Origin of the sequence: Pantoea osteomyelitidis (genome assembly GCF_044342975.1) — a bacterium.
In the GTDB taxonomy this organism is placed as follows: domain Bacteria; phylum Pseudomonadota; class Gammaproteobacteria; order Enterobacterales; family Enterobacteriaceae; genus Pantoea; species Pantoea osteomyelitidis.
In genome coordinates, this window is the sequence record NZ_JBGFSN010000004.1 from 422,641 (window position 1) to 441,554 (window position 18,914).

Annotated in this window: 16 protein-coding genes; 11 read left to right on the top strand and 5 right to left on the bottom strand. The window is 55.3% G+C overall.

Annotation, left to right across the window (positions count from 1 at the left end; genetic code table 11):
- Nucleotides 1–57: 57 nt before the first annotated feature.
- Nucleotides 58–1,275, top strand: a complete 1,218-nt coding sequence (gene hutI / locus ABU178_RS06985) for an imidazolonepropionase (protein ID WP_397213277.1) — start codon at nt 58–60, stop codon at nt 1,273–1,275.
- Nucleotides 1,272–2,072 carry an N-formylglutamate deformylase gene (gene hutG, locus ABU178_RS06990; protein WP_397213279.1) on the top strand — a complete coding sequence of 267 codons (801 nt, stop codon included), beginning with the start codon at nt 1,272–1,274 and terminating at the stop codon, nt 2,070–2,072. Before hutI ends, hutG begins: the two co-directional genes overlap by 4 nt.
- Here the strand turns inward: hutG and ABU178_RS06995 are convergent.
- On the bottom strand, nt 2,062–2,700 hold the full coding sequence (locus tag ABU178_RS06995; RefSeq protein ID WP_397213281.1) for a flavin reductase family protein: 639 nt from the start codon (nt 2,698–2,700) through the stop codon (nt 2,062–2,064). The genes hutG and ABU178_RS06995 overlap by 11 nt on opposite strands.
- Before the next feature lie 146 nt (nt 2,701–2,846).
- Between ABU178_RS06995 and rlmF the strand changes: the two genes are divergently transcribed.
- Nucleotides 2,847–3,773 (top strand): 23S rRNA (adenine(1618)-N(6))-methyltransferase RlmF, encoded by a 927-nt coding sequence (rlmF, locus tag ABU178_RS07000; protein WP_397213282.1) that lies wholly within the window; start codon nt 2,847–2,849, stop codon nt 3,771–3,773.
- Between the two features lie 49 nt (nt 3,774–3,822).
- Here the strand turns inward: rlmF and ybiO are convergent, their stop codons facing one another.
- The 3 genes from ybiO to rhtA all read right to left on the bottom strand — a co-directional run bounded on the left by ybiO (nt 3,823) and on the right by rhtA (nt 8,037).
- Nucleotides 3,823–6,105: a mechanosensitive channel protein gene (gene ybiO, locus ABU178_RS07005; protein ID WP_397213284.1), complete on the bottom strand. Its 2,283-nt coding sequence runs from the start codon at nt 6,103–6,105 to the stop codon at nt 3,823–3,825.
- Nucleotides 6,106–6,294: 189 nt separating this feature from the next.
- Nucleotides 6,295–6,798, bottom strand: a complete 504-nt coding sequence (gene dps / locus ABU178_RS07010; RefSeq protein ID WP_397213286.1) for a DNA starvation/stationary phase protection protein Dps — start codon at nt 6,796–6,798, stop codon at nt 6,295–6,297.
- A 327-nt stretch (nt 6,799–7,125) separates the two neighbouring features.
- On the bottom strand, nt 7,126–8,037 hold the full coding sequence (rhtA, locus tag ABU178_RS07015; RefSeq protein ID WP_397213288.1) for a threonine/homoserine exporter RhtA: 912 nt from the start codon (nt 8,035–8,037) through the stop codon (nt 7,126–7,128).
- Between the two features lie 370 nt (nt 8,038–8,407).
- Here rhtA and ompX point away from each other — a divergent pair, with 370 nt between their 5' ends.
- The gene (gene ompX, locus ABU178_RS07020) at nt 8,408–8,923 is read left to right on the top strand and encodes an outer membrane protein OmpX (RefSeq protein WP_397213290.1); all 516 of its coding nucleotides are present in this window, start codon (nt 8,408–8,410) and stop codon (nt 8,921–8,923) included.
- Between the two features lie 232 nt (nt 8,924–9,155).
- Here ompX and ABU178_RS07025 read toward each other — a convergent pair whose 3' ends face one another.
- The gene (locus ABU178_RS07025) at nt 9,156–9,347 is read right to left on the bottom strand and encodes a hypothetical protein (RefSeq protein WP_397213292.1); all 192 of its coding nucleotides are present in this window, start codon (nt 9,345–9,347) and stop codon (nt 9,156–9,158) included.
- A 267-nt stretch (nt 9,348–9,614) separates the two neighbouring features.
- On the opposite strand from ABU178_RS07025, the gene mntR reads away from it, so the two are divergent.
- From mntR to ABU178_RS07060, 7 genes are all read left to right on the top strand, one after another.
- The gene (mntR, locus tag ABU178_RS07030; protein ID WP_397213294.1) at nt 9,615–10,073 is read left to right on the top strand and encodes a manganese-binding transcriptional regulator MntR; all 459 of its coding nucleotides are present in this window, start codon (nt 9,615–9,617) and stop codon (nt 10,071–10,073) included.
- A gap of 20 nt (nt 10,074–10,093) precedes the next feature.
- A complete protein-coding gene (locus tag ABU178_RS07035) occupies nt 10,094–11,200 on the top strand; it encodes an SLC13 family permease (RefSeq protein WP_397213296.1) in 1,107 nt (368 codons plus the stop codon).
- Between the two features lie 355 nt (nt 11,201–11,555).
- Entirely contained in the window at nt 11,556–12,719 is a 1,164-nt protein-coding gene (locus tag ABU178_RS07040) for an HlyD family secretion protein (RefSeq protein ID WP_397213298.1), read from the top strand.
- Nucleotides 12,716–14,284 carry a DHA2 family efflux MFS transporter permease subunit gene (locus ABU178_RS07045; protein WP_397213300.1) on the top strand — a complete coding sequence of 523 codons (1,569 nt, stop codon included), beginning with the start codon at nt 12,716–12,718 and terminating at the stop codon, nt 14,282–14,284. Before ABU178_RS07040 ends, ABU178_RS07045 begins: the two co-directional genes overlap by 4 nt.
- Before the next feature lies 1 nt (nt 14,285).
- Complete coding sequence (locus ABU178_RS07050) at nt 14,286–15,821, top strand: efflux transporter outer membrane subunit (protein ID WP_397213302.1); 1,536 nt, start codon at nt 14,286–14,288, stop codon at nt 15,819–15,821.
- 751 nt (nt 15,822–16,572) lie between these two features.
- Nucleotides 16,573–16,974, top strand: a complete 402-nt coding sequence (locus ABU178_RS07055; RefSeq protein ID WP_397213304.1) for an H-NS family histone-like protein — start codon at nt 16,573–16,575, stop codon at nt 16,972–16,974.
- Nucleotides 16,975–17,276: 302 nt separating this feature from the next.
- Nucleotides 17,277–18,869, top strand: a complete 1,593-nt coding sequence (locus ABU178_RS07060) for an ABC-F family ATPase (RefSeq protein WP_397213306.1) — start codon at nt 17,277–17,279, stop codon at nt 18,867–18,869.
- Nucleotides 18,870–18,914: the final 45 nt, after the last annotated feature.

Consider the following 18,914-nt stretch of genomic DNA (forward strand, 5'->3'; position numbering starts at 1 on the left):
TACATATACATACTTTAACCCACAGTGTAAATCGCACTGCGTAACGAGGATGGCGGGATGGCAGAGGAAAACAGCGTCGACACGCTCTGGCTGGGCGCCGATCTGGTCACCATGCGTGACGGTAACTACAACCTGATCCCCGATGGCGCGATCGCGGTCAGGGATGAGCAGATCGTCTGGATCGGGCCGCGTGGGGAGATGCCCGCCTTTAAGGCCAGGAAACGCACCGAGTTTGCTGGCGGCATCATCACGCCGGGGCTGGTGGATTGCCATACGCACCTGGTATTCGGTGGCGATCGCAGCCAGGAGTTTGAACAGCGGCTGAACGGCGTGAGCTATGCGGAGATTGCCGCGCAGGGCGGCGGCATTCTCTCCACGGTGCGCGCTACGCGGGCGGCGTCGCAGGCTGAACTGGTAGCCTCGGCCCGCTGGCGGCTGCAGCGCTTGCTGGCGGAAGGCGTCACCACGGTTGAGATCAAATCGGGTTACGGGCTGGATGAGGAGAGCGAGCTGCGCATGTTGCGCGCGATTCGTCAGCTGGCGGAGAGCGTAGCGGCGGATGTGCGCGCTACCTGCCTGGCGGCGCACGGTTTTCCGCCGGAGTTCAAAGAGAACCCGCAGGGTTGGGTCGACCTGATCTGTGAGCGACTGCTGCCGCGCGTACAGCAGCAGGGGCTGGCAGATGCGGTGGATGCCTTCTGCGAGCATCTGGCCTTTTCGCCGCAGCAGGTTGAGCAAGTTTTCCGCGCCGCGCAGGCGCTCGGGCTGCCGATCAAACTGCATGCCGAGCAGCTCTCCCCGCTGGGGGGCGCGGCGCTGGCGGCGCGTCTCGGCGCGCTCTCCGCCGATCACCTTGAGTACGCGCAGGAGAGCGATGTGCAGGCGATGGCGGCGCATGGTACGGTAGCGGTGCTGCTGCCGGGCGCTTTTTATCTGCTGCGTGAAACCCAGCGGCCGCCGGTTGAGTTGTTCCGTCGCTATGGTGTACCCATGGCGCTGGCGAGCGACGCCAATCCCGGCACCTCGCCCGCGCTCTCGTTGCGTCTGATGCTCAATATGGGCTGCACGCTGTTTGGCATGACGCCGCAAGAGGCGCTGGCGGGCGTGACCCTGTGGGGCGCAAAAGCGCTGGGACTGGAAAAAACGCACGGTTCGCTGGAGGCGGGCAAGGTGGCGAACTTTGTTCACTGGCCGCTGGCGCGCCCGGCTGAGCTGGTTTACTGGCTGGGGGGCGAGCTGCCCTGTGAGGTAATTTATCGTGGAGAAGCGCAATGACACCTTTTCATTTTACCCAGGGTAAGCTGCCGTTGCTGGTGAGCATTCCCCATGCCGGGACGTTGCTGACGCCGGAAGTGGAGCAGGGACTCAGCGAGGCGGCGAGCGGCCTGCCCGATACCGACTGGCACATCCCGCTGCTGTTTGATTTTGTCCGCGACCTGGGCGCCAGCGTGTTAATTGGGCGCTATTCGCGTTTTGTCATCGATCTGAACCGCCCGCCAGATAACCAGCCGCTCTACACCAGCGCCACCACCGGGCTGTTCCCCGAGACGCTGTTTGACGGCACGCCCACCTTTGCGCCCGGAAAGACACCAACGGCGGCGCAGCGCCAGCATTATCTGGACGCCATCTGGCATCCTTATCATCAGCAGATTCAGCAGGAACTGGCGCGCATCAAAGCGGAGTTCGGCTATGCGCTGCTGTTTGACGCGCACTCCATCGCCTCCGTTATTCCACGTTTGTTTGACGGACGGCTGCCCGATCTCAATATCGGCACTAATGATGGCGCCAGTTGCAGCGCGGCGGTGAGCGCTGGTTTGCAGGCGGTCTGTGAACAACAATCTGACTACAGCTGGGTGATCAATGGCCGCTTCAAAGGGGGCTACATTACCCGCGCTTACGGCAGGCCGGAGCAGGCGCAGCAGGCGGTGCAACTGGAGTTGGCGCAGTGTAACTATATGGATGAAACGCCGCCGTTCACTTGGCGACAGGAACGCGCCATGCAGCTGCAAAAAACACTGAAGCCCTTGATCCACGCCCTACTGGAGCAGGGCGCAGAGTCGGTCAGGCTTTAGATTTGCGCGCGTCGGGACGGGTGAGATCGAAACGCTGCGCCTCGCTGATGGCGTAATAGGCGGAAGGGCCGCCAGCGCGCAGGATCGGCTGCGCTTTGGCGGTCTGATAGATACCTTCCTCCAGCAACGATTCATCGATGTGGATCGCGACGGCTTCGCCCAGCACCAGCCAGCTGTCGATCTTCTCTCCCTGCGCATCCAGCAGCTGGATGCACTGCGTCAGGCGACACTCGAAATTCACCGGACTTTCCGCCACCAGGCTCGCTTTAACCAGCGTGGCGGGCAGCGGCGTCAGGCCCGTCAGGGCGAACTCATCCTGTTCCGCCGGAACTGAAGCGGAGCTTTCGTTCATCGCTTCAGCCAGTGGTCGCGTCGCCAGATTCCAGACAAACTCTTTGGTTTCGCTGATGTTGCGCACGCTATCTTTCCAGCCGGTGCTGGAGAAGCCAATGATCGGCGGGTGATAGTTAAAGCAGTTAAAAAAGCTGTAGGGCGCAAGATTACGCGCGCCGCTGGCGCTGACGGAGCTGATCCAGCCGATCGGACGCGGGCCGATAATCGCGTTCAAGGGATCGTGCGGCAGGCCGTGACCGGCCCGGGGCTGATAGGTGTAGCGTTGGCGCGTCATAACGTCTCCGGAAAAGGAAAAGGATTTACTAACATAGCTGCTCAGCATCCGGTGAGAAAGGCTGAAACGGGTAAGCGAATTGTGCGGGTTTATTTCCCCGCCTGGAATCGGTATCTTACGCGCGCCGCGTTAACCTGAGAGAAGCCATGAACAAGCCCGCCGAAAAAAACGTTTTCCATCCGCGCAATCGCCATCAGGGCGAATACGATTTTGCCGCTCTGACGGCCGCACATCCGCCGCTCGCGGCCAAAGTGCGGCCCAACGGCTGGGGCGCGCTGTCGATCGATTTCGCCGATCCTGAGGCGGTGCTGCTGCTGAATCAGGCGCTGCTGAAGCTGTTTTACCAGCTGGAGTGGCAGCTGGCGCCGGGCTTTCTTTGCCCGCCGGTGCCGGGCCGGGCCGATTATCTGCACTATCTGGCGGATCTGCTGGCTGCGGACAGCGCCGGTGCGATCCCGCGCAATATCGATCTGCTGGATATTGGCTGCGGAGCAAACTGCATCTATCCGCTGATTGGCAACGCGGAATATCACTGGCGCTTTACCGGTTCCGATATCTCAGAAGAGGCGTTGAAAGGCGCGAATGCCATTATCGCGGCGAATCCGGGCTTGCAACGCAGCGTGCGTCTGCGTCGCCAGAAGCGCGAGGACGCGATTTTTCAGGGTATCATTCATAAGAATGAGTTCTACCACGCCACGATTTGTAATCCGCCGTTCCACGCCTCCGCCGCCGAGGCGCAAGGCGTTTCTCAGCGTAAAGCGCGTAATCTCGGCCTGAAAAAAAGCGCGCCGCTCAACTTTGGCGGTCAGCACAATGAGCTGTGGTGTAAGGGCGGAGAAACGGCCTTTATCAGCCAGATGATGCGTGAGAGCGTGGAATTTGCCCGCCAGTGCGTCTGGTTCACCTCGCTGGTCTCGCGCAAAGAAAATCTTCCCGTGCTGCGTGACCAGCTGAAGGCGCTGTCGGTCAGCGATATCCGTATCATTGAAATGGCGCAGGGGCAGAAGCAGAGTCGCTTTATTGCCTGGAGCTTTATGCCGCAGGCGGCGCGGGCGCAGCGGCTGAAAAAATAATTGCGGTCATGCAGAGCGGCGGGCCAGGCCCGCGCGCTCTGCCAGGGAGTTACAGCGGTGGCGGCAGCGCCGGTACGCTGGCTGCCGCTGCCACATCGCTGCCGGTCTGCATCACTTCCACCGTTTGATGCGGCGCTTTGATCCCGGCGGCATCAAAATGCTTTTTCACCTGGTCATCCAGCGCAAAGCGCACCGTCCACTGCTTCAGCGGCAGGGTGGTGAAGGAGACGCGCACGGTAAAGGCCTGATTGGTTAAGCCGACCAGCCCGGCAAAGTTGGGTTCGCCAATCACCAGCGCGCGGATCTCCTCGTTTTTCAGCAGCTCCTTCACGGCTTCCTGCAGCGCCGCTTTTACCCGTTCGGTATCTTCGTTGCGATCGACATCATAATTGGCGACGAACGAGCCGATGCCGCGCACAAAGTTGGCGAAGGTGGTGATCGAGGACCAGGGAACAATATGATATGCCCCGGTATCCTGACGCACTCCGACCGAGCGGATCGACATACGCTCCACCGTGCCGGTCAGCGCGCCGATGGTCACCAGATCGCCGGTGTTCATGCCGTTCTCAAACTGGATAAAGATGCCGGTAATGATATCTTTCACCAGCGTTTGCGACCCGAACGATACCGCCAGACCGAGCGCACCGGCTCCCGCCAGCAGCGGCGCGATGTTGACGCCGATTTCCGACAGCAGAATCATAATGGTAATGGTGCTGATCACCACCGCCAGCGCGTTACGGAACAGGGTCAGCAGGGTGCGCGTGCGTGCGCTGGGCATCGGTCGGCCGTGGGAATCAGAAGCGAGTCGGCTCTCGATCAGGCTGGCCAGCACCGTCCAGCCCACAGCGGAAAGCAACAGGATCATCACGATACGGATCAGGATATCCACCAGCCTCTCCCCGGCGCCCACCGTCAGCCAGTGCCAGAGATCGAACAGATTCCAGGCGTTAAGCAACAGCAGCAGCGCGGCGAATACCGTCAGAATGCGCGCCAGCTTCAGCATCATATTTACCCAGTCGTTGACGCGCTTTTGCAGCTCCGGATAGTTCCGACGCAGCTCCGGCGACAGGATGATGGTTTTGGCAATCCAGCGCGACAGCACGCCGGAGATAATGGCTGCAATGCCAACAATGGCCAGGCTGCGAACCGTGGCGGACATCATAAATTTCAGGCTGTCGCCCGGATTGAAGATAGAGAAGAGGAACAGCGCAATAAAATAGGCGCTCGCCAGCCAGTGCCAGACCATCGCAAAGGCGCGGATGAACAGGGCGAAAAAGGCCAGCGATCGGTTGGCGAGGGCGAGCAACGCCTGCTGAATAGTCCGTTTGTTATGGAAAATCAGCCACAGCGCCCAGCTGGTCATAATGCCCATAATCACCACGTTAAGCAGCGCAGAAACCTGAAGATTGACCTGGTTAGCGACAATCGGGACGATCACCAGCAAGCCATAGCCAATCACGCCGCTCAGCCAGCTCAGTCGCGTGTTCCAGTAAATGGCGCGCTGATTGCTGAGATGGAAAAAGCGCAGTGCCGGATAGCGCGGGCAGAAGATCAGCCGCAGCACGGCTTTGAAAAATTCAATCAGGGCAAAGGCGTTTAAAAACAGGCCCTGCTGATAGGAAATGGTGCGGTTGCCGCCGTTATAGTTGTCGCTGATAATCTGGCCGATAAACAGCGCCAGCGCCAGCAGCAGCAGGTCGATGACAAAGGCGGCGCTGATAGTCAATGGCAGATGGAACCAGCTGGTGCGTTCGCTGTTTTTCTGTCTTCCCCAGCGGCCGAGGCGGCGGTAAACCGGCGATATCAGGCGGCGCAATAGCCAGTAAAAGGCGAACAACGCCAGCGCCAGCCCGACGAAATGGTTCAGGGCGTTAAGAAAGGTTTTCTTATTAAACGCCTTATGCGGCGCATAGACGATGTTGTTATGCAGATGAATAAACTGCGTCGCTACCACTCCGCCATAGCGCCGGGTAACGTCGGTCACGCTTTGCAGCACGGTTTTCTCTTCCGGCTCCGCATCAGGCGGCGTTAAAATCGGCTCAGCCGTGGAGGAAGGGCTGGTCGCCGCACCGCGCAACTGCTCAATCAGTTCCTGGCGCGACTGGTCGTTTTCCAAAATATTCGCCAGCGCGGCATAAGCCGCTTTTTTCTCTTCAATACTCGGCGCGCCATCCGCCGTTGTCGTCGCGGTCGGCGTGGTTTGTTGTTTTGCTGCCACAGCCGCCTGCGTCAGGGAAACAGCCTGTGCGGCGGGAACCAGACCCAGGAAAAAAACAACACAAAACAGTAACCACCCCAGTACGGCTTTCTGGCGTGGATGGGCTGATGACATAACAAACTCCTTCAACAACGCGCACGTTGCGCAAGAGAAAAAGTATAGTCACGGATTCGGTAGTGAATGTTCTGAAAGGGATTTTTCGCACCAGAAGCTTATGCGCAGAAAAAGAGCGGGTTGACAGCGGGGCAATAAAAAAGGCGGGGTTAGCCGCCTTCTTGTCTGAATCAATTATTCGCTACTGACTTACTCAATGTTGGCTTCAATGAACCACAGGAATTTATCCAGGTCGCGAGACGCCGCAGTGAAGATATCAGCGGTGTCTTCATCGTTAACTTCACTGATCGCTTTACGCACGTCATTGGCAACCAAACCATAACGATCGGCCAGCGCTTTCAAATGATCCTGCACGCTGTGAATGTTAAGCGGGTAGCTCTGTAGCGGCGTTCTGTCGCTCACTACCTGTGAAGTACCCAGCGCTGTGCCGCCTAACTGCACAACACGTTCGGCAATGGTGTCCTGATGGTCGGTAATCGCAGTACGGAAACCATCCAGCATTTCATGGACGCCGATAAAGTTGCCGCCGCGCATATTCCAGTGAGCCTGTTTGGTAATCAGCGACAGATCGATGAATTCAACTACCATACGGTTGAGCACCTCGATTGTGGCTTTTTTGTCGTTCTCTGCCACATCATTACGGGTGTAAATCAGATCGGTAGAATTAGTTTTAACCAGTTTTGCGGTACTCATCATTTCAATCCTCTGTTTGATGGGTTTCCTAATCAAGCACGGAAATAAGTATAGCAGCATTATCCGGGCTTGCAGCAAAGGAATAATCGATGACAGGAATAGTTAATAGAAAAAACAGCAGCCTGGCTGCGAAAATAGCGTGTAAGATTAATCGAAAATAGCAATGTCTGTGTAAATGACTAAAAAATAAGATTTTATGCTTGAAGCTGACGATAAGTTGTCTGTTTGTTTCAAAATGATAACGGTTGCGCTCAATGTTGGTTAAAAATAAAAAGTATTCACTAAATAATAATTATTCAGCCTGCCAGCAGAACAGGCTGGATATTGTCAGCTTTTATCGAGAGGATTAATATCTACCGCTTTCAGCGCGTTACTTCTGGGCTTCATCGTCAGAGTCGAACCGGCTGACGCGATAATGATCGCCAGCAGCGCCAGGCACTGTGCGCCGTTCAATGTCTCGCCAAGGAACAGGATGCCTGAAAGCGCCGCCATAGCGGGCTCCAGACTCATCAGCGTGCCGAAAATACGCGCCGGAAGCCGCGTCAGCGCCATCATTTCCAGCGAATAGGGCAGGGCGCTGGAGAGTAGTGCCACCAGCAGCGCTATGGGTAGAATGCCCCAGTGCCAAATACCCGGCTCGGCAAAAGTTAACCCCAGCGGAACAAATATCACCGAGGCGACCAGCGATCCCATCGCCACGGTTGCCGGGCCATGTTCCGCTCCGGCGCGCTGCCCGGCGACGATATAAAAAGCCCAACAGGTGCCTGCGCCCACCGCCAGCAATGCGCCGAGCGGATCGATATGCGACACGCCCTGACCAAACGGCAGTAAAAACCAGAGGCCCACCACTGCCAGCAGCACCCAGACGAAATCCAGCGCGCGGCGTGAACCCAGCAGCGCCAGCGTCAGCGGCCCGGTGAACTCAAGGCCGACCGCCACACCCAGCGGGACGGTACGGATCGACAGATAGAACAGGTAATTCATGCACCCCAGCGCCAGGCCATACATCAGCAATGGCGTGCGCTGCGCACGGGTGAAGCGCAGACGCCAGGGTTTAAAAATAACACACAGGATCAGGGTGCCCAGACCAAGGCGCAGAGCGGTAATGCCTGGCGCGCCGACGGCAGGAAAAAGCGATTTTGCCAGCGACGCGCCGCCCTGCAGTGACAGCATCGCAATCAGCAAAACCGCAACGGGAATCAAAGACGGCGAGAGCGCTTTTATTGAAGAAGAGGACATCCTGTTAACCATTCCTGTTATTAAGCGGACAGGCGATCAGTGTAATGGATTCAGCGACGAAAAGAGACGAGATATAAGCGAAGCGCAAAGAATCAAATGGGGAAGATTTAAACAGTTTTAGCGCCATTTTAGTAAAGAAACGTCAGGTTACTTTAGGAAAATACTTAAAAAACAACGGCGCGGGAAAAGAATTACATTACCAAAAAATGAGGTTTTTTATAAGCAAAATGAATGACATAGGAAACTTCATTAACTTTCTGTTACACCAAACAATCTGTTAGACAACAAAATACGGGCAGAGTTTCTCGCTAAGTTTTGTTATATTTTCAGCGTTGTCAGGAGAAGAAGTATTATCACATTTGAGGTGGTTATGAAAAAAATTGCATGTCTTTCAGCACTGGCTTGTGTTCTGGCAGTTTCTGCAGGTTCCGCAATGGCGCAGAGCACCGTAACAGGTGGTTATGCACAAAGCGATATGCAGGGCGTGGCGAACAAAGCAAACGGCTTCAACCTGAAATACCGTTACGAAGATGGCTCTAACCCGCTGGGCTGGATCGGTTCTTTCACCTACACCGAAAAAGATCATACTACCGGTGGCGGCGTTTACGATAAAGGCCAGTACTACGGCATTACTGGTGGTCCGGCTTATCGTCTGAACGACTGGGCGAGCATCTACGGCGTAGTGGGTATCGGCTACGGCAAATTCCAGCAGAACGGTCCGGCACGCGACAAATCTGACTCCAGCGACGTAGGCTTCTCCTATGGCGCCGGTATGCAGTTCAACCCGGGCATCGAAAACGTTGCTCTGGATGTGGGTTACGAGCAGAGCCGTATCCGCAATGTCGACGTAGGCACCTGGATCGCTGGCGTAGGTTACAGCTTCTAAGTTTTTGCTTAGACCAGTTGTATAAACGGCCCTTAACGGGCCGTTTTTGTTTTTAATGCTTTCTGCATTGCGTTGATTAATTTTATCTTTTCTGCCGCGCTGTTGCATTCGGGTTGATTATCCTGCGGGATAGTGACGACAGGGATATACGGCTCGGGAAAGAAGCAGGCAAGAGCGCCTTTCAGCCAGGCGACAAAAAGGCATGAAGATCAAAGCGTACCCTGGAACAGATTCAGCCGCGCCAGATCAGATTCGGGCAGGCGCGTTCTGTTTTCTTGCCGGTCAGCTTTTCAAGCAACATCAGACGCAGAGCAAAAGGCGAGCGAGAAAAGAGACAGAGTAGAGACTTCGCATCCATCGCTGGCGCTTTCTTCTCAACCTGGAAGCACTTGCCGCAGTCGAAGCAACATTTCATCGTGCTCATAGGAACCTCCCGATCAGTGACGACGCAGTAGCAGACAAAGCCCTGCAACGAATAACAGAAACATCAGCAACAACCAATAGGGTTCGTGCATAACTGCCTCCCCGCTGCGTGCCTGCCTGCTTATATTATCAACAAATATAGCACTGGCTATACCCCTTAGCCAATGCTATTTACGAAAAATTTGAGCTTCTTTGTGCCTGGTTTACAATGTGCACCAGCAAATCCGCATCGCAGGTACAGTGCGGCGTATTATAAAGAGGAAGTTGAATGAGTCGTCGTGCGAAAAGCGCTGTAGCCAGCCCCCAGGGGCCGCTTAAAGAGATAGAAGAGCATGTCGAAGGTTTTCGACAGGTGCGTGAAGCCCATCGTCGTGAATTAATTGACGACTATGTTGAGCTGATTTCTGATCTCATCCGGGAATTCGGTGAAGCGCGCCAGGTCGATATGGCGGCACGTTTAGGGGTGTCGCAGCCCACGGTAGCAAAAATGCTGAAGCGCCTTAGCAGCACGGGCCTGGTGGAACAGGTGCCCTACCGCGGCGTTTTTCTGACGCGGGAAGGGGAGAAGCTGGCGGAAGAGAGCCGGGCGCGTCATCATATTGTGGAAACCTTCCTGCTAGCGCTGGGCATCAGCCCGGAAACGGCACGTCGCGATTCCGAAGGCATTGAACATCACGTCAGTGATGAAACCTTGGCCATTTTTCAGAAGTTTTACGAAAGTCGTTAATTCCTGAGGCACCCGGCCAGATGGCAATCCTGTTTCGCTCGTTTTTGCATGACCGTATTTTGCATCTGCTGGCGGCCTGCGGCCTTGTCCTGCTGACTGTGGCCCATTTCCGCTGGCAGGCGCTGCCAGCGGCCATCGACTGGCATACTATCGTGACGCTGGCGGGCCTGCTGATGCTCACCAAGGGACTGGAAAAAAGCGGCTATTTCGATGTGGCGGGGGCGCGTCTGATTCAGCGCTTCCGCCATGAACGCGCGCTGGCGCTGTTTATGGTGGCGACCGCGGCGCTGCTCTCCACCTTTCTCACCAACGACGTTGCGCTCTTTATTCTGGTGCCGCTGACGCTGACATTGCGTAAATTCTCGCGTCTCCCCATCTCCCGGCTGATTATTTTTGAAGCGCTGGCGGTCAATGCCGGTTCGCTGCTGACCCCGGTCGGCAACCCACAAAACATTCTGTTATGGACACGCGGTTCGCTGAGCGTGGCGGGATTCATCTGGCAGATGCTGCCGCTGGCTGTGCTGCTGATGGCTTCACTGCTGCTGCTGACCTGGCGGTCTTTCCCGGCCAGGACGATTGAAAAACAGGGGCAGGGCGATCCGCTACGCTGGCAGAAGCCGCTGTTTGCCATCAGCGTACTGCTCTACCTGATGTTTGTCGCGGCGCTGGAGATGAAGCTCACCCCCTGGGCGCTGCTGCTGGTGGCACTCTGTTATCTGGCGATGGCGCGTCAGGTATTGCTGAGCATTGACTGGAGCCTGCTGGCGGTATTCATCGTGATGTTTATCGATGTCTATCTGCTGACGTGCCTGCCGGCGCTGCAGCCGACCATCGATGCGCTGGCGCATCTGAGCGAGGCGAAGCTTTATCTGGTGGCGATTGGCCTGTCGCAGGCAATCAGCAATGTACCGGCCACCATTCTGCTGTTGCAAAAGCTACCCTCATCGGAGGCGCTGGCCTGGGCGGTGAACATTGGCGGATTCGGTCTGCTGCCCGGCTCCCTGGCGAACCTGATCGCCTTACGTATGGCAAAAGACCGCCGCGTCTGGTGGCAATTTCATCTTTTTTCTCTACCGATGCTGTTCTGGGCCATGGTCAGCGGCTGGCTGCTGTTGCGTATACTGTGACAGCGCAGCGGATATAAACCTGCGCAAATGCGCGGCAATATTCTTTGCGGCTTAATAATGCCTTATCGCTTTCTTCACGCCTTATTCTCACTGGCTGTTTTTCTTTTTTGCAGAAATTAATCGCTGTGGTTTAACAACTGCTGTTCAGAATAAGCAAAATAGCCTCATGTCAGGACAATTTTGTAATAAGCGACGGACGCTTCGAGAGCAAAATTGCCACTGAAATGATGTTGTTGCAGGAAATGCCACTTTTCTGGGGTTCTGTAAAGAAACAGTGGAATTTGTCAATTTCCCATCTATGGTTAATTTGACCGTTTTATGCCCGAGGACCGGGCCACAGCCAGCGAAGAGAACCATGAGCGACACTGAAAATAAATCGTCAAAAAACGGCGACAGCCCACAGGAAGAGACCAAAAATAACGCTAACGAAAGTCAGGACCAGAATAAACAGGATGATCAAAACAAGGATCAGCCCGAGCGTAAGCGTCCCGGCAAAAAGCCAATCATTATCCTCGCCATTATCGTGGTCATTATGTTGCTGGTTGGCTTTTACTTCTGGTTCAGTACCCGTAACGAAGAGACCACCGATGACGCCTTTACCGAAGGCGATGCGGTCACTATCGCGCCGAAAGTCTCTGGCTATGTGGTAAACCTGCTGGTCAATGATAACCAACGGGTCAAAAAAGGCGATCTGCTGGTTGAGATCGATCCGCGCGACGCCCTTGCTCAGCGCGAGCAGGCACAGGCCCAGCTTGGCCTGGCGCAGGCGCAGCTGCATCAGGCGGAAGCGCAGCTGGCACTGTCCCGCGTGCAGTATCCGGCGCAGCGTGACCAGGCGCTGGCCGATCAGGCCAAAGCGCAGGCGAATTTAATGAATACCCAGGCAGATTATCGCCGTCAGCGCGGCGTCGATCCGCGCGCCACCACACAGCGCAATATCGACAGCGCCGCCGCCCAGCTCCGTTCAGCCGAAGCGCAGCTGCAAAGCGCAAAAGCGCAGGTGGAGGTCGCCTCTCAGGTGGCGCTGCAAATTCGCCAGCAGGAAACCAATGTGGAAGCGCGTCGCCAGCAGGTGCAGCAGGCGCAGGCGCAGTTAAGTACCGCCGAGCTGAATCTCTCTTATACCCAAGTTCGCGCCCCCTATGATGGTTTCGTTACCAAGCGCAACGTCCAGCCCGGTACGCTGGTGCAGGCGGGAACCTCGCTCTTTTCGCTGGTCTCGCCTCATATCTGGATCACGGCCAACTTCAAGGAGTCACAGCTGGAGCGCATGAATCCGGGCGACAAAGTGGCGATTAGCGTTGACGCCTGGCCGGATATGAAGCTGGAAGGCCATGTCGACAGTATCCAGATGGGTTCCGGCTCCCGTTTCTCCACCTTCCCGTCGGAAAACGCCACCGGCAACTATGTGAAGATCGTACAGCGTGTTCCGGTGAAAATTGTCATCGACAAAGGACTGGATCCCAATCATCCGCTGCCGCTGGGTCTGTCGGTTGAACCGAAGGTAACAGTGGAATGAGTCAGAACCAGAGCTGGCAGCCAGCCAGCAATCCGTGGCTGGTGGCGGTAACCGTTACGCTGGCGGTGTTTATGGAGATCCTCGACACCACCATCGTCAACGTGGCGCTGCCGCATATCGCCGGCTCGCTCTCCTCCAGCTATGACGAATCCACATGGGTGTTGACCTCCTACCTTGTGGCGAATGGCATCGTACTGCCTATTTCGGCGTTCTTTTCACGCCTGTTTGGTCGCAAGCAGTTTTTCCTGATCTGTATCGTGATGTTCACCATCTGCTCTTTCCTGTGCGGCATCGCGACGGAGCTTTGGCAGATTATTCTGTTCCGCGTGCTGCAGGGCTTTTTCGGCGGCGGATTGCAGCCGGTGCAGCAGTCAGTGTTGCTGGATTACTTTTCGGCGAAGGACAGGGGCAAGGCGTTTGGTCTCTCGTCTATCGCCATCATCGTCGCCCCGGTGCTCGGCCCGACGCTGGGCGGCTGGATCACCGATAACTACAGCTGGCGCTGGGTGTTCTTTATTAACATCCCGGTGGGCATTCTTACCGTGCTGGCGATCTACCAATTGCTGGAAGATCCGCCGTGGGAGCGCAAGCTGTCGCGCGACAAGCTGAGCATCGACTATATCGGCATCAGCCTGATTACGCTCGGGCTGGGCTGTTTGCAGGTCATGCTCGATCGCGGCGAAGATGATGACTGGTTCGGCTCAAACTTTATTGTGCTGTTCGCCATTCTGGCGGCCATCGGCATTGTTGGCGCGGTCTACTGGCTGATGTATACCCGTCGCCCGGTAGTGGATATCCTGGTGATGCGTGACCGTAATTTCTGGGTTTCCAGCCTGTTGATGGCGGGGATGGCGATGATCCTCTACGGCAGCTCCGTGGTGCTGCCGCAGCTGGCGCAGCAGGATTTGGGTTATACCGCGACCTGGTCAGGGCTGGTGCTTTCGCCAGGTGCAATCCTCATCGTATTGACGATTCCGCTGGTGCTGAAGCTAATGCCGCTGGTGCAAACGCGCTACATCATCGCTTTCGGCTTTACCTGTCTGATGGTGGCGTTTCTCTATTCCACCACCCTGACGCCGGACGTCGATTTCAAAACGCTGGTGCTGATGCGCAGTGCGCAATCGATCGGACTCGGCTTTCTGTTTGTGCCGTTAACCACCATCGCCTACACCACCGTTCCGCAACGGCTGAACGCTGATGCGTCAGCGCTGTTTACCATGTTCCGCAACGTGGCTGGATCGATTGGCATTTCGCTCTCCACCGCCGCGATCACCGAGCGCGAACAGGTACGCTCGGCGCACATGGCGCATAACATGACGCCGCTGAATGAGCAGTTCAACATTACCGTGCAGCACTGGGCGCAGGCGATCCGCGACTTTACCTCTGCGGTGGGCGATCCCGTGACGCTGGCGACCGGACAGCTCTACCAGGAAATGGTGGCGCAGAGCCGTATTCTCGCTTATATCGACGTTTTTTCAGGCCTGAGCATTGTGGCGCTGATTTTGATTCCATTTTGTTGGCTGCTGTCGCCGATCAAGAGCGAAGGCAGCGCAGGAGCACACTGACATGAAGGTTATGTTTTACTCATTACGCGGGAGAAAACTCAGCACGCTGACGCTGGCGCTCTGGCTGGCAGGTTGCAGCGTCGGACCCGATTATCAGCCGCCGAAAACGCAGACGCCGGGGAGCTTTCACGATCTTTCATCGCAGGCCGCTTCCCGTCCGCTGTCAGCCGCCACCAGCCCGCTCTGGTGGAAAAACTTTAACGATCCGCAGCTGAATAGCCTGATTGAGCGCGCCATTGCCGGTAACCTTTCGTTGCAGCAGGCAGTATTGCGCATCGCCGGCGCGCGCGAGCAGCTGTCCCAGGCGCGCGGTAATTTTTTTCCCTCGGTTAACGGTTCGGCGCAAATAACACGCCAGCAACTCGGCCTGAAAGGTTTGCTGGAATCAAACGGCGCTTACGACCAGCTGGACAGCGATGTGGCTAACCAGCTCAACAGCCTGACGCAGCCGGTAAATCTCTATCAGGGCAGCTTTGACGCCAGCTGGGAGATCGATCTTTGGGGCAAAGTGCGCCGTCAGGTCGAGGCGGCGAATGCGCAGCAGCAGGAGGCGATTGAGCAGCGCAACGACGCGCTGGTCTCGCTGGAGGCGGAAGTCGCGCGCGCTTATCTGCAGCTGCGCGGCGCGCAGGCCACCATCCAAACGTTGCAGCAGCAGATCGCGGTAGCGCAGCAAACCTGGGAGCTGACCCAGAGCCAGCAGCGTAACGGCCTGGCACCGCTGACCGATGTGGAAAATGCCCGCGCTCAGCTCGCCTCGCTGCGGTCGCAGTTGCCGCAGTATCAGTCTCAGGCGCGCCAGGCGATGAACGGCCTGGCGGTACTCTTGGGGAAAACGCCGGGCGCGCTGGATAATGAACTGATCGCAATCAAAGCGTTGCCTGCGCTGCCGCCGCAGGTGGCGGTGGGCATTCCCTCTACGCTGGCGCGCCGCCGTCCCGATATTCGCCAGGCGGAAGCGACGCTGCATGCGCAAACCGCCAATATTGGCGTCTCGGTGGCGCAGCTGTTCCCGAGCCTGTCACTGACCGGCGAGCTGGGGGTGCGCAATACCGACGCCAGCTATCTGGATAACTGGAGCAGCCATTTCTACAGCTACGGTCCATCGCTGTCGATTCCGATTTTTCAGGGCGGTCGACTGGTCTCCAGCGTCAGGCTGGCGCGCGCGCAGCAGGCGAGCGCAGCGCTGGACTATCGTCAGACAGTGTTGACGGCGCTGCAGGATGTGGAGAATGCGCTGGTCAGCTATCGCGCCGATCAGCAGCGCGTAACGGAGCTGGATGAGACCACCGGCGCGCTGCAGCGCGCCTTCGATCTGGCCAGCGACAGCTATCGTCAGGGGATATCCACCTTTATCGAGGTGCTGGATGCGCAGCGCCAGTTGGCGCAGGCGCAGCAGCAATCCACCCAGGCGCGTATGCAGAGCACGCTCGATCTGGTCGCGCTCTATAAAGCGCTGGGCGGCGGCTGGGAGGCGTATCAGCAGGTTAATCTGCCAAAGTTTGACGTGTTTGGTCCGGCCACCCAGGCGTACTAAGCGCTTTTACTGAATAAAGAAGGAGGAGGCAATCTCCTCCTTCTGGCAAAACTGATCGCTGCTGTATGCCTGCCCGCCGCGCTTTTAATAACATCTTGTTTCGCTTTCCACGCTTGAAATTTTGCCACACGCGCTAGCGCTTTTTACGGAGGCGCGAAGCTTACTCCAGTGTTAGCTAATTTCCTCATTTCACTGATATTCTCGCGCTTATTGCTGAGCCTGATGCGAATCTGAAACAGAATAACTATTCACTGCATAACGGGATAACTTTTGATGAAGAAAAGCGTCTGTTCATCTCCGCTGTTAAAAGTGATCTAAACACAAACTCCGCTGATACCCATTTCCAACCCGTTTTATAATCAGTTTATTCCTGGATGTTTTTAACCCGAAAAACGATGTGAAATGTCGCAGTTGTTACCTCATCATCAGCAAGATATAGAAAAACGCGGAGACCCTTGGCAAAAATTTTCCTTGCTGAATAGTACTCTCTCGTCGGGACAACAATAACTGGAACAATAAACTGTATAAACAGCAACGATTGTGATGGAATCGATTCCTCGCCTGGCGAACACTACCTTTCCGGTAGTGTTAATTTAGCGTTAATAAGAAAAAGAAGCGTCGTTACCCCAACTGCTGGCGGAAAATGCGCAATTGAGAAATAACTTTTGTACAAAATTAATTTATTTTTTTATTTGAATTAGGTAATCTTGGCGCTACAGTTAAATTAACCCTCTTTAGCAAGGACATTGTGATGAGTGATGCATTTAAAGTTCTGAACAACATTCGTACATTACGCGCTCAGGCGCGTGAGCTGCCGCTGACCGATCTGGAAGAAATTCTGGAGAAATTAACCGTTGTCGTGACCGAGCGTCGCGAAGAAGTGGAAGCTGAAGAAGCGCAAAATCGCGAAAAAGAAGAGAAGCTGACAAAATACCGCGAAATGCTGCTGGCTGACGGTATCGATCCAAATGAATTACTGGGCGCGCTGGAAACCGGTAAAAAACGCACCAAGCGTGCGCCGCGTCCGGCTAAATATTCTTACACCGACGAAAACGGCGAAGAAAAATCGTGGACCGGCCAGGGCCGTACCCCGGCTGCAATTAAAAAAGCGCTGGATGCAGGTAAAAGCCTGGACGATTTCCTCATTAAATAAGCTTCACAATCCTTGTAAGCGGGAGCCGGGTGCCTGGTTAAGGCCTCCGGCTTTTTTCATTAAAGCTATTTGAGTTGAATAAGCCTGGCGGTAATAAGGTTATCGTGACAAACAGGCATTACGCTCACCGCCCGTTATTATCCCGTGCTTAATCAGCGTGAAACAAACATCAAACTCACTATATCCGGTGCCACTTCAATGCCTTTACGTTCCTTACCGGCTCAACGGTAGCATGCGGCGGTCGCCTTCTGGCATAATGCCCGCTATTCCCTCATTCCACTGCGCAATCTAAGGTCACCTCCGTGTTAGTTACCAGCAATATCACCATGCAGTTTGGCAGCAAGCCTCTGTTCGAAAATATCTCCGTAAAATTTGGCGGCGGCAATCGTTACGGTTTAATCGGTGCTAACGGCAGCGGTAAATCCACCTTTATGAAAATACTGGGCGGCGATCTCACGCCAACGGCAGGTAACGTCTCTTACGATCCCAACGAACGTATCGGTAAGCTGCGTCAGGACCAGTTTGCTTTTGAGCAATACAGCGTGCTGGATACCGTAATCATGGGCCACCATGAATTATGGGAAGTAAAACAGGAGCGTGACCGCATATATGCCCTGCCCGAAATGAGCGAAGAGGAAGGTTATAAAGTAGCCGACCTGGAAGTGCTGTACGGTGAAATGGATGGATATAGCGCAGAATCGCGTGCGGGTGAATTATTACTGGGCGTCGGTATACCGGTTGAACAGCATTATGGGCCAATGAGTGAAATTGCGCCGGGCTGGAAGTTACGTGTTCTGCTGGCGCAGGCATTATTTTCCAATCCCGATATTTTGTTGCTGGACGAACCCACCAACAACCTGGATATCGATACTATTCGCTGGCTGGAACAGGTGCTGAATGAACGTGACAGCACCATGATCATCATTTCGCACGATCGTCATTTTTTGAATATGGTCTGCACCCATATGGCCGATATGGATTACGGTGAATTACGCGTTTATCCAGGCAATTACGACGAATATATGACGGCGGCGACTCAGGCGCGCGAGCGTTTATTAGCCGACAACGCGAAGAAAAAAGCGCAGATTGCCGATCTTCAGTCTTTCGTCAGCCGTTTTAGCGCAAACGCGTCAAAATCGCGTCAGGCGACCTCAAGGGCGAAACAGATTGATAAAATTAAGCTGGATGAAGTGAAAGCTTCCAGCCGCCAGAATCCTTTTATTCGTTTCGAGCAGGGGAAAAAACTGTTCCGTAATGCGCTGGAAGTCGAAGCGCTTACCAAAGGGTTTGATCAAGGGCCGCTGTTTAAAAATCTTAACCTGTTATTAGAGGTTGGCGAAAAGCTGGCGGTATTAGGCGCGAACGGTATCGGTAAAACCACCTTAATGAAAACCCTGGTCGGCGAATCCGCGCCGCAAAGCGGCACCATTAAATGGTCGGAAAATGTGCGCATCGGTTATTACGCTCAGGATCATGCGGAAGATTTCGCCAATGACCTCAGCGTATTTGACTGGATGAGTCAGTGGAAGCAGGAAGGTGACGATGAACAGGCCGTGCGCAGTATTCTGGGACGCCTGCTTTTTTCCCAGGACGATATTAAGAAGCCAGCTAAAGTGCTGTCGGGTGGTGAGAAGGGACGGATGCTGTTTGGCAAGCTGATGATGCACAAGCCCAACGTTCTGATTATGGATGAACCCACCAACCACCTGGATATGGAATCGATCGAGTCGCTGAATATGGCGCTGGAATCTTATGAAGGCACGCTGATTTTCGTTTCCCACGACCGTGAGTTTGTCAGCTCGCTGGCGACACGTATCCTGGAAATTAAAGCGGAGCGCGTGGTCGACTTTACCGGTAATTATGAAGATTATCTGCGCAGCCAGGGTATTTCGTAACTTCCTGCCGGATTAAAAAAAGCGCCTGCGTTAACGCACAGGCGC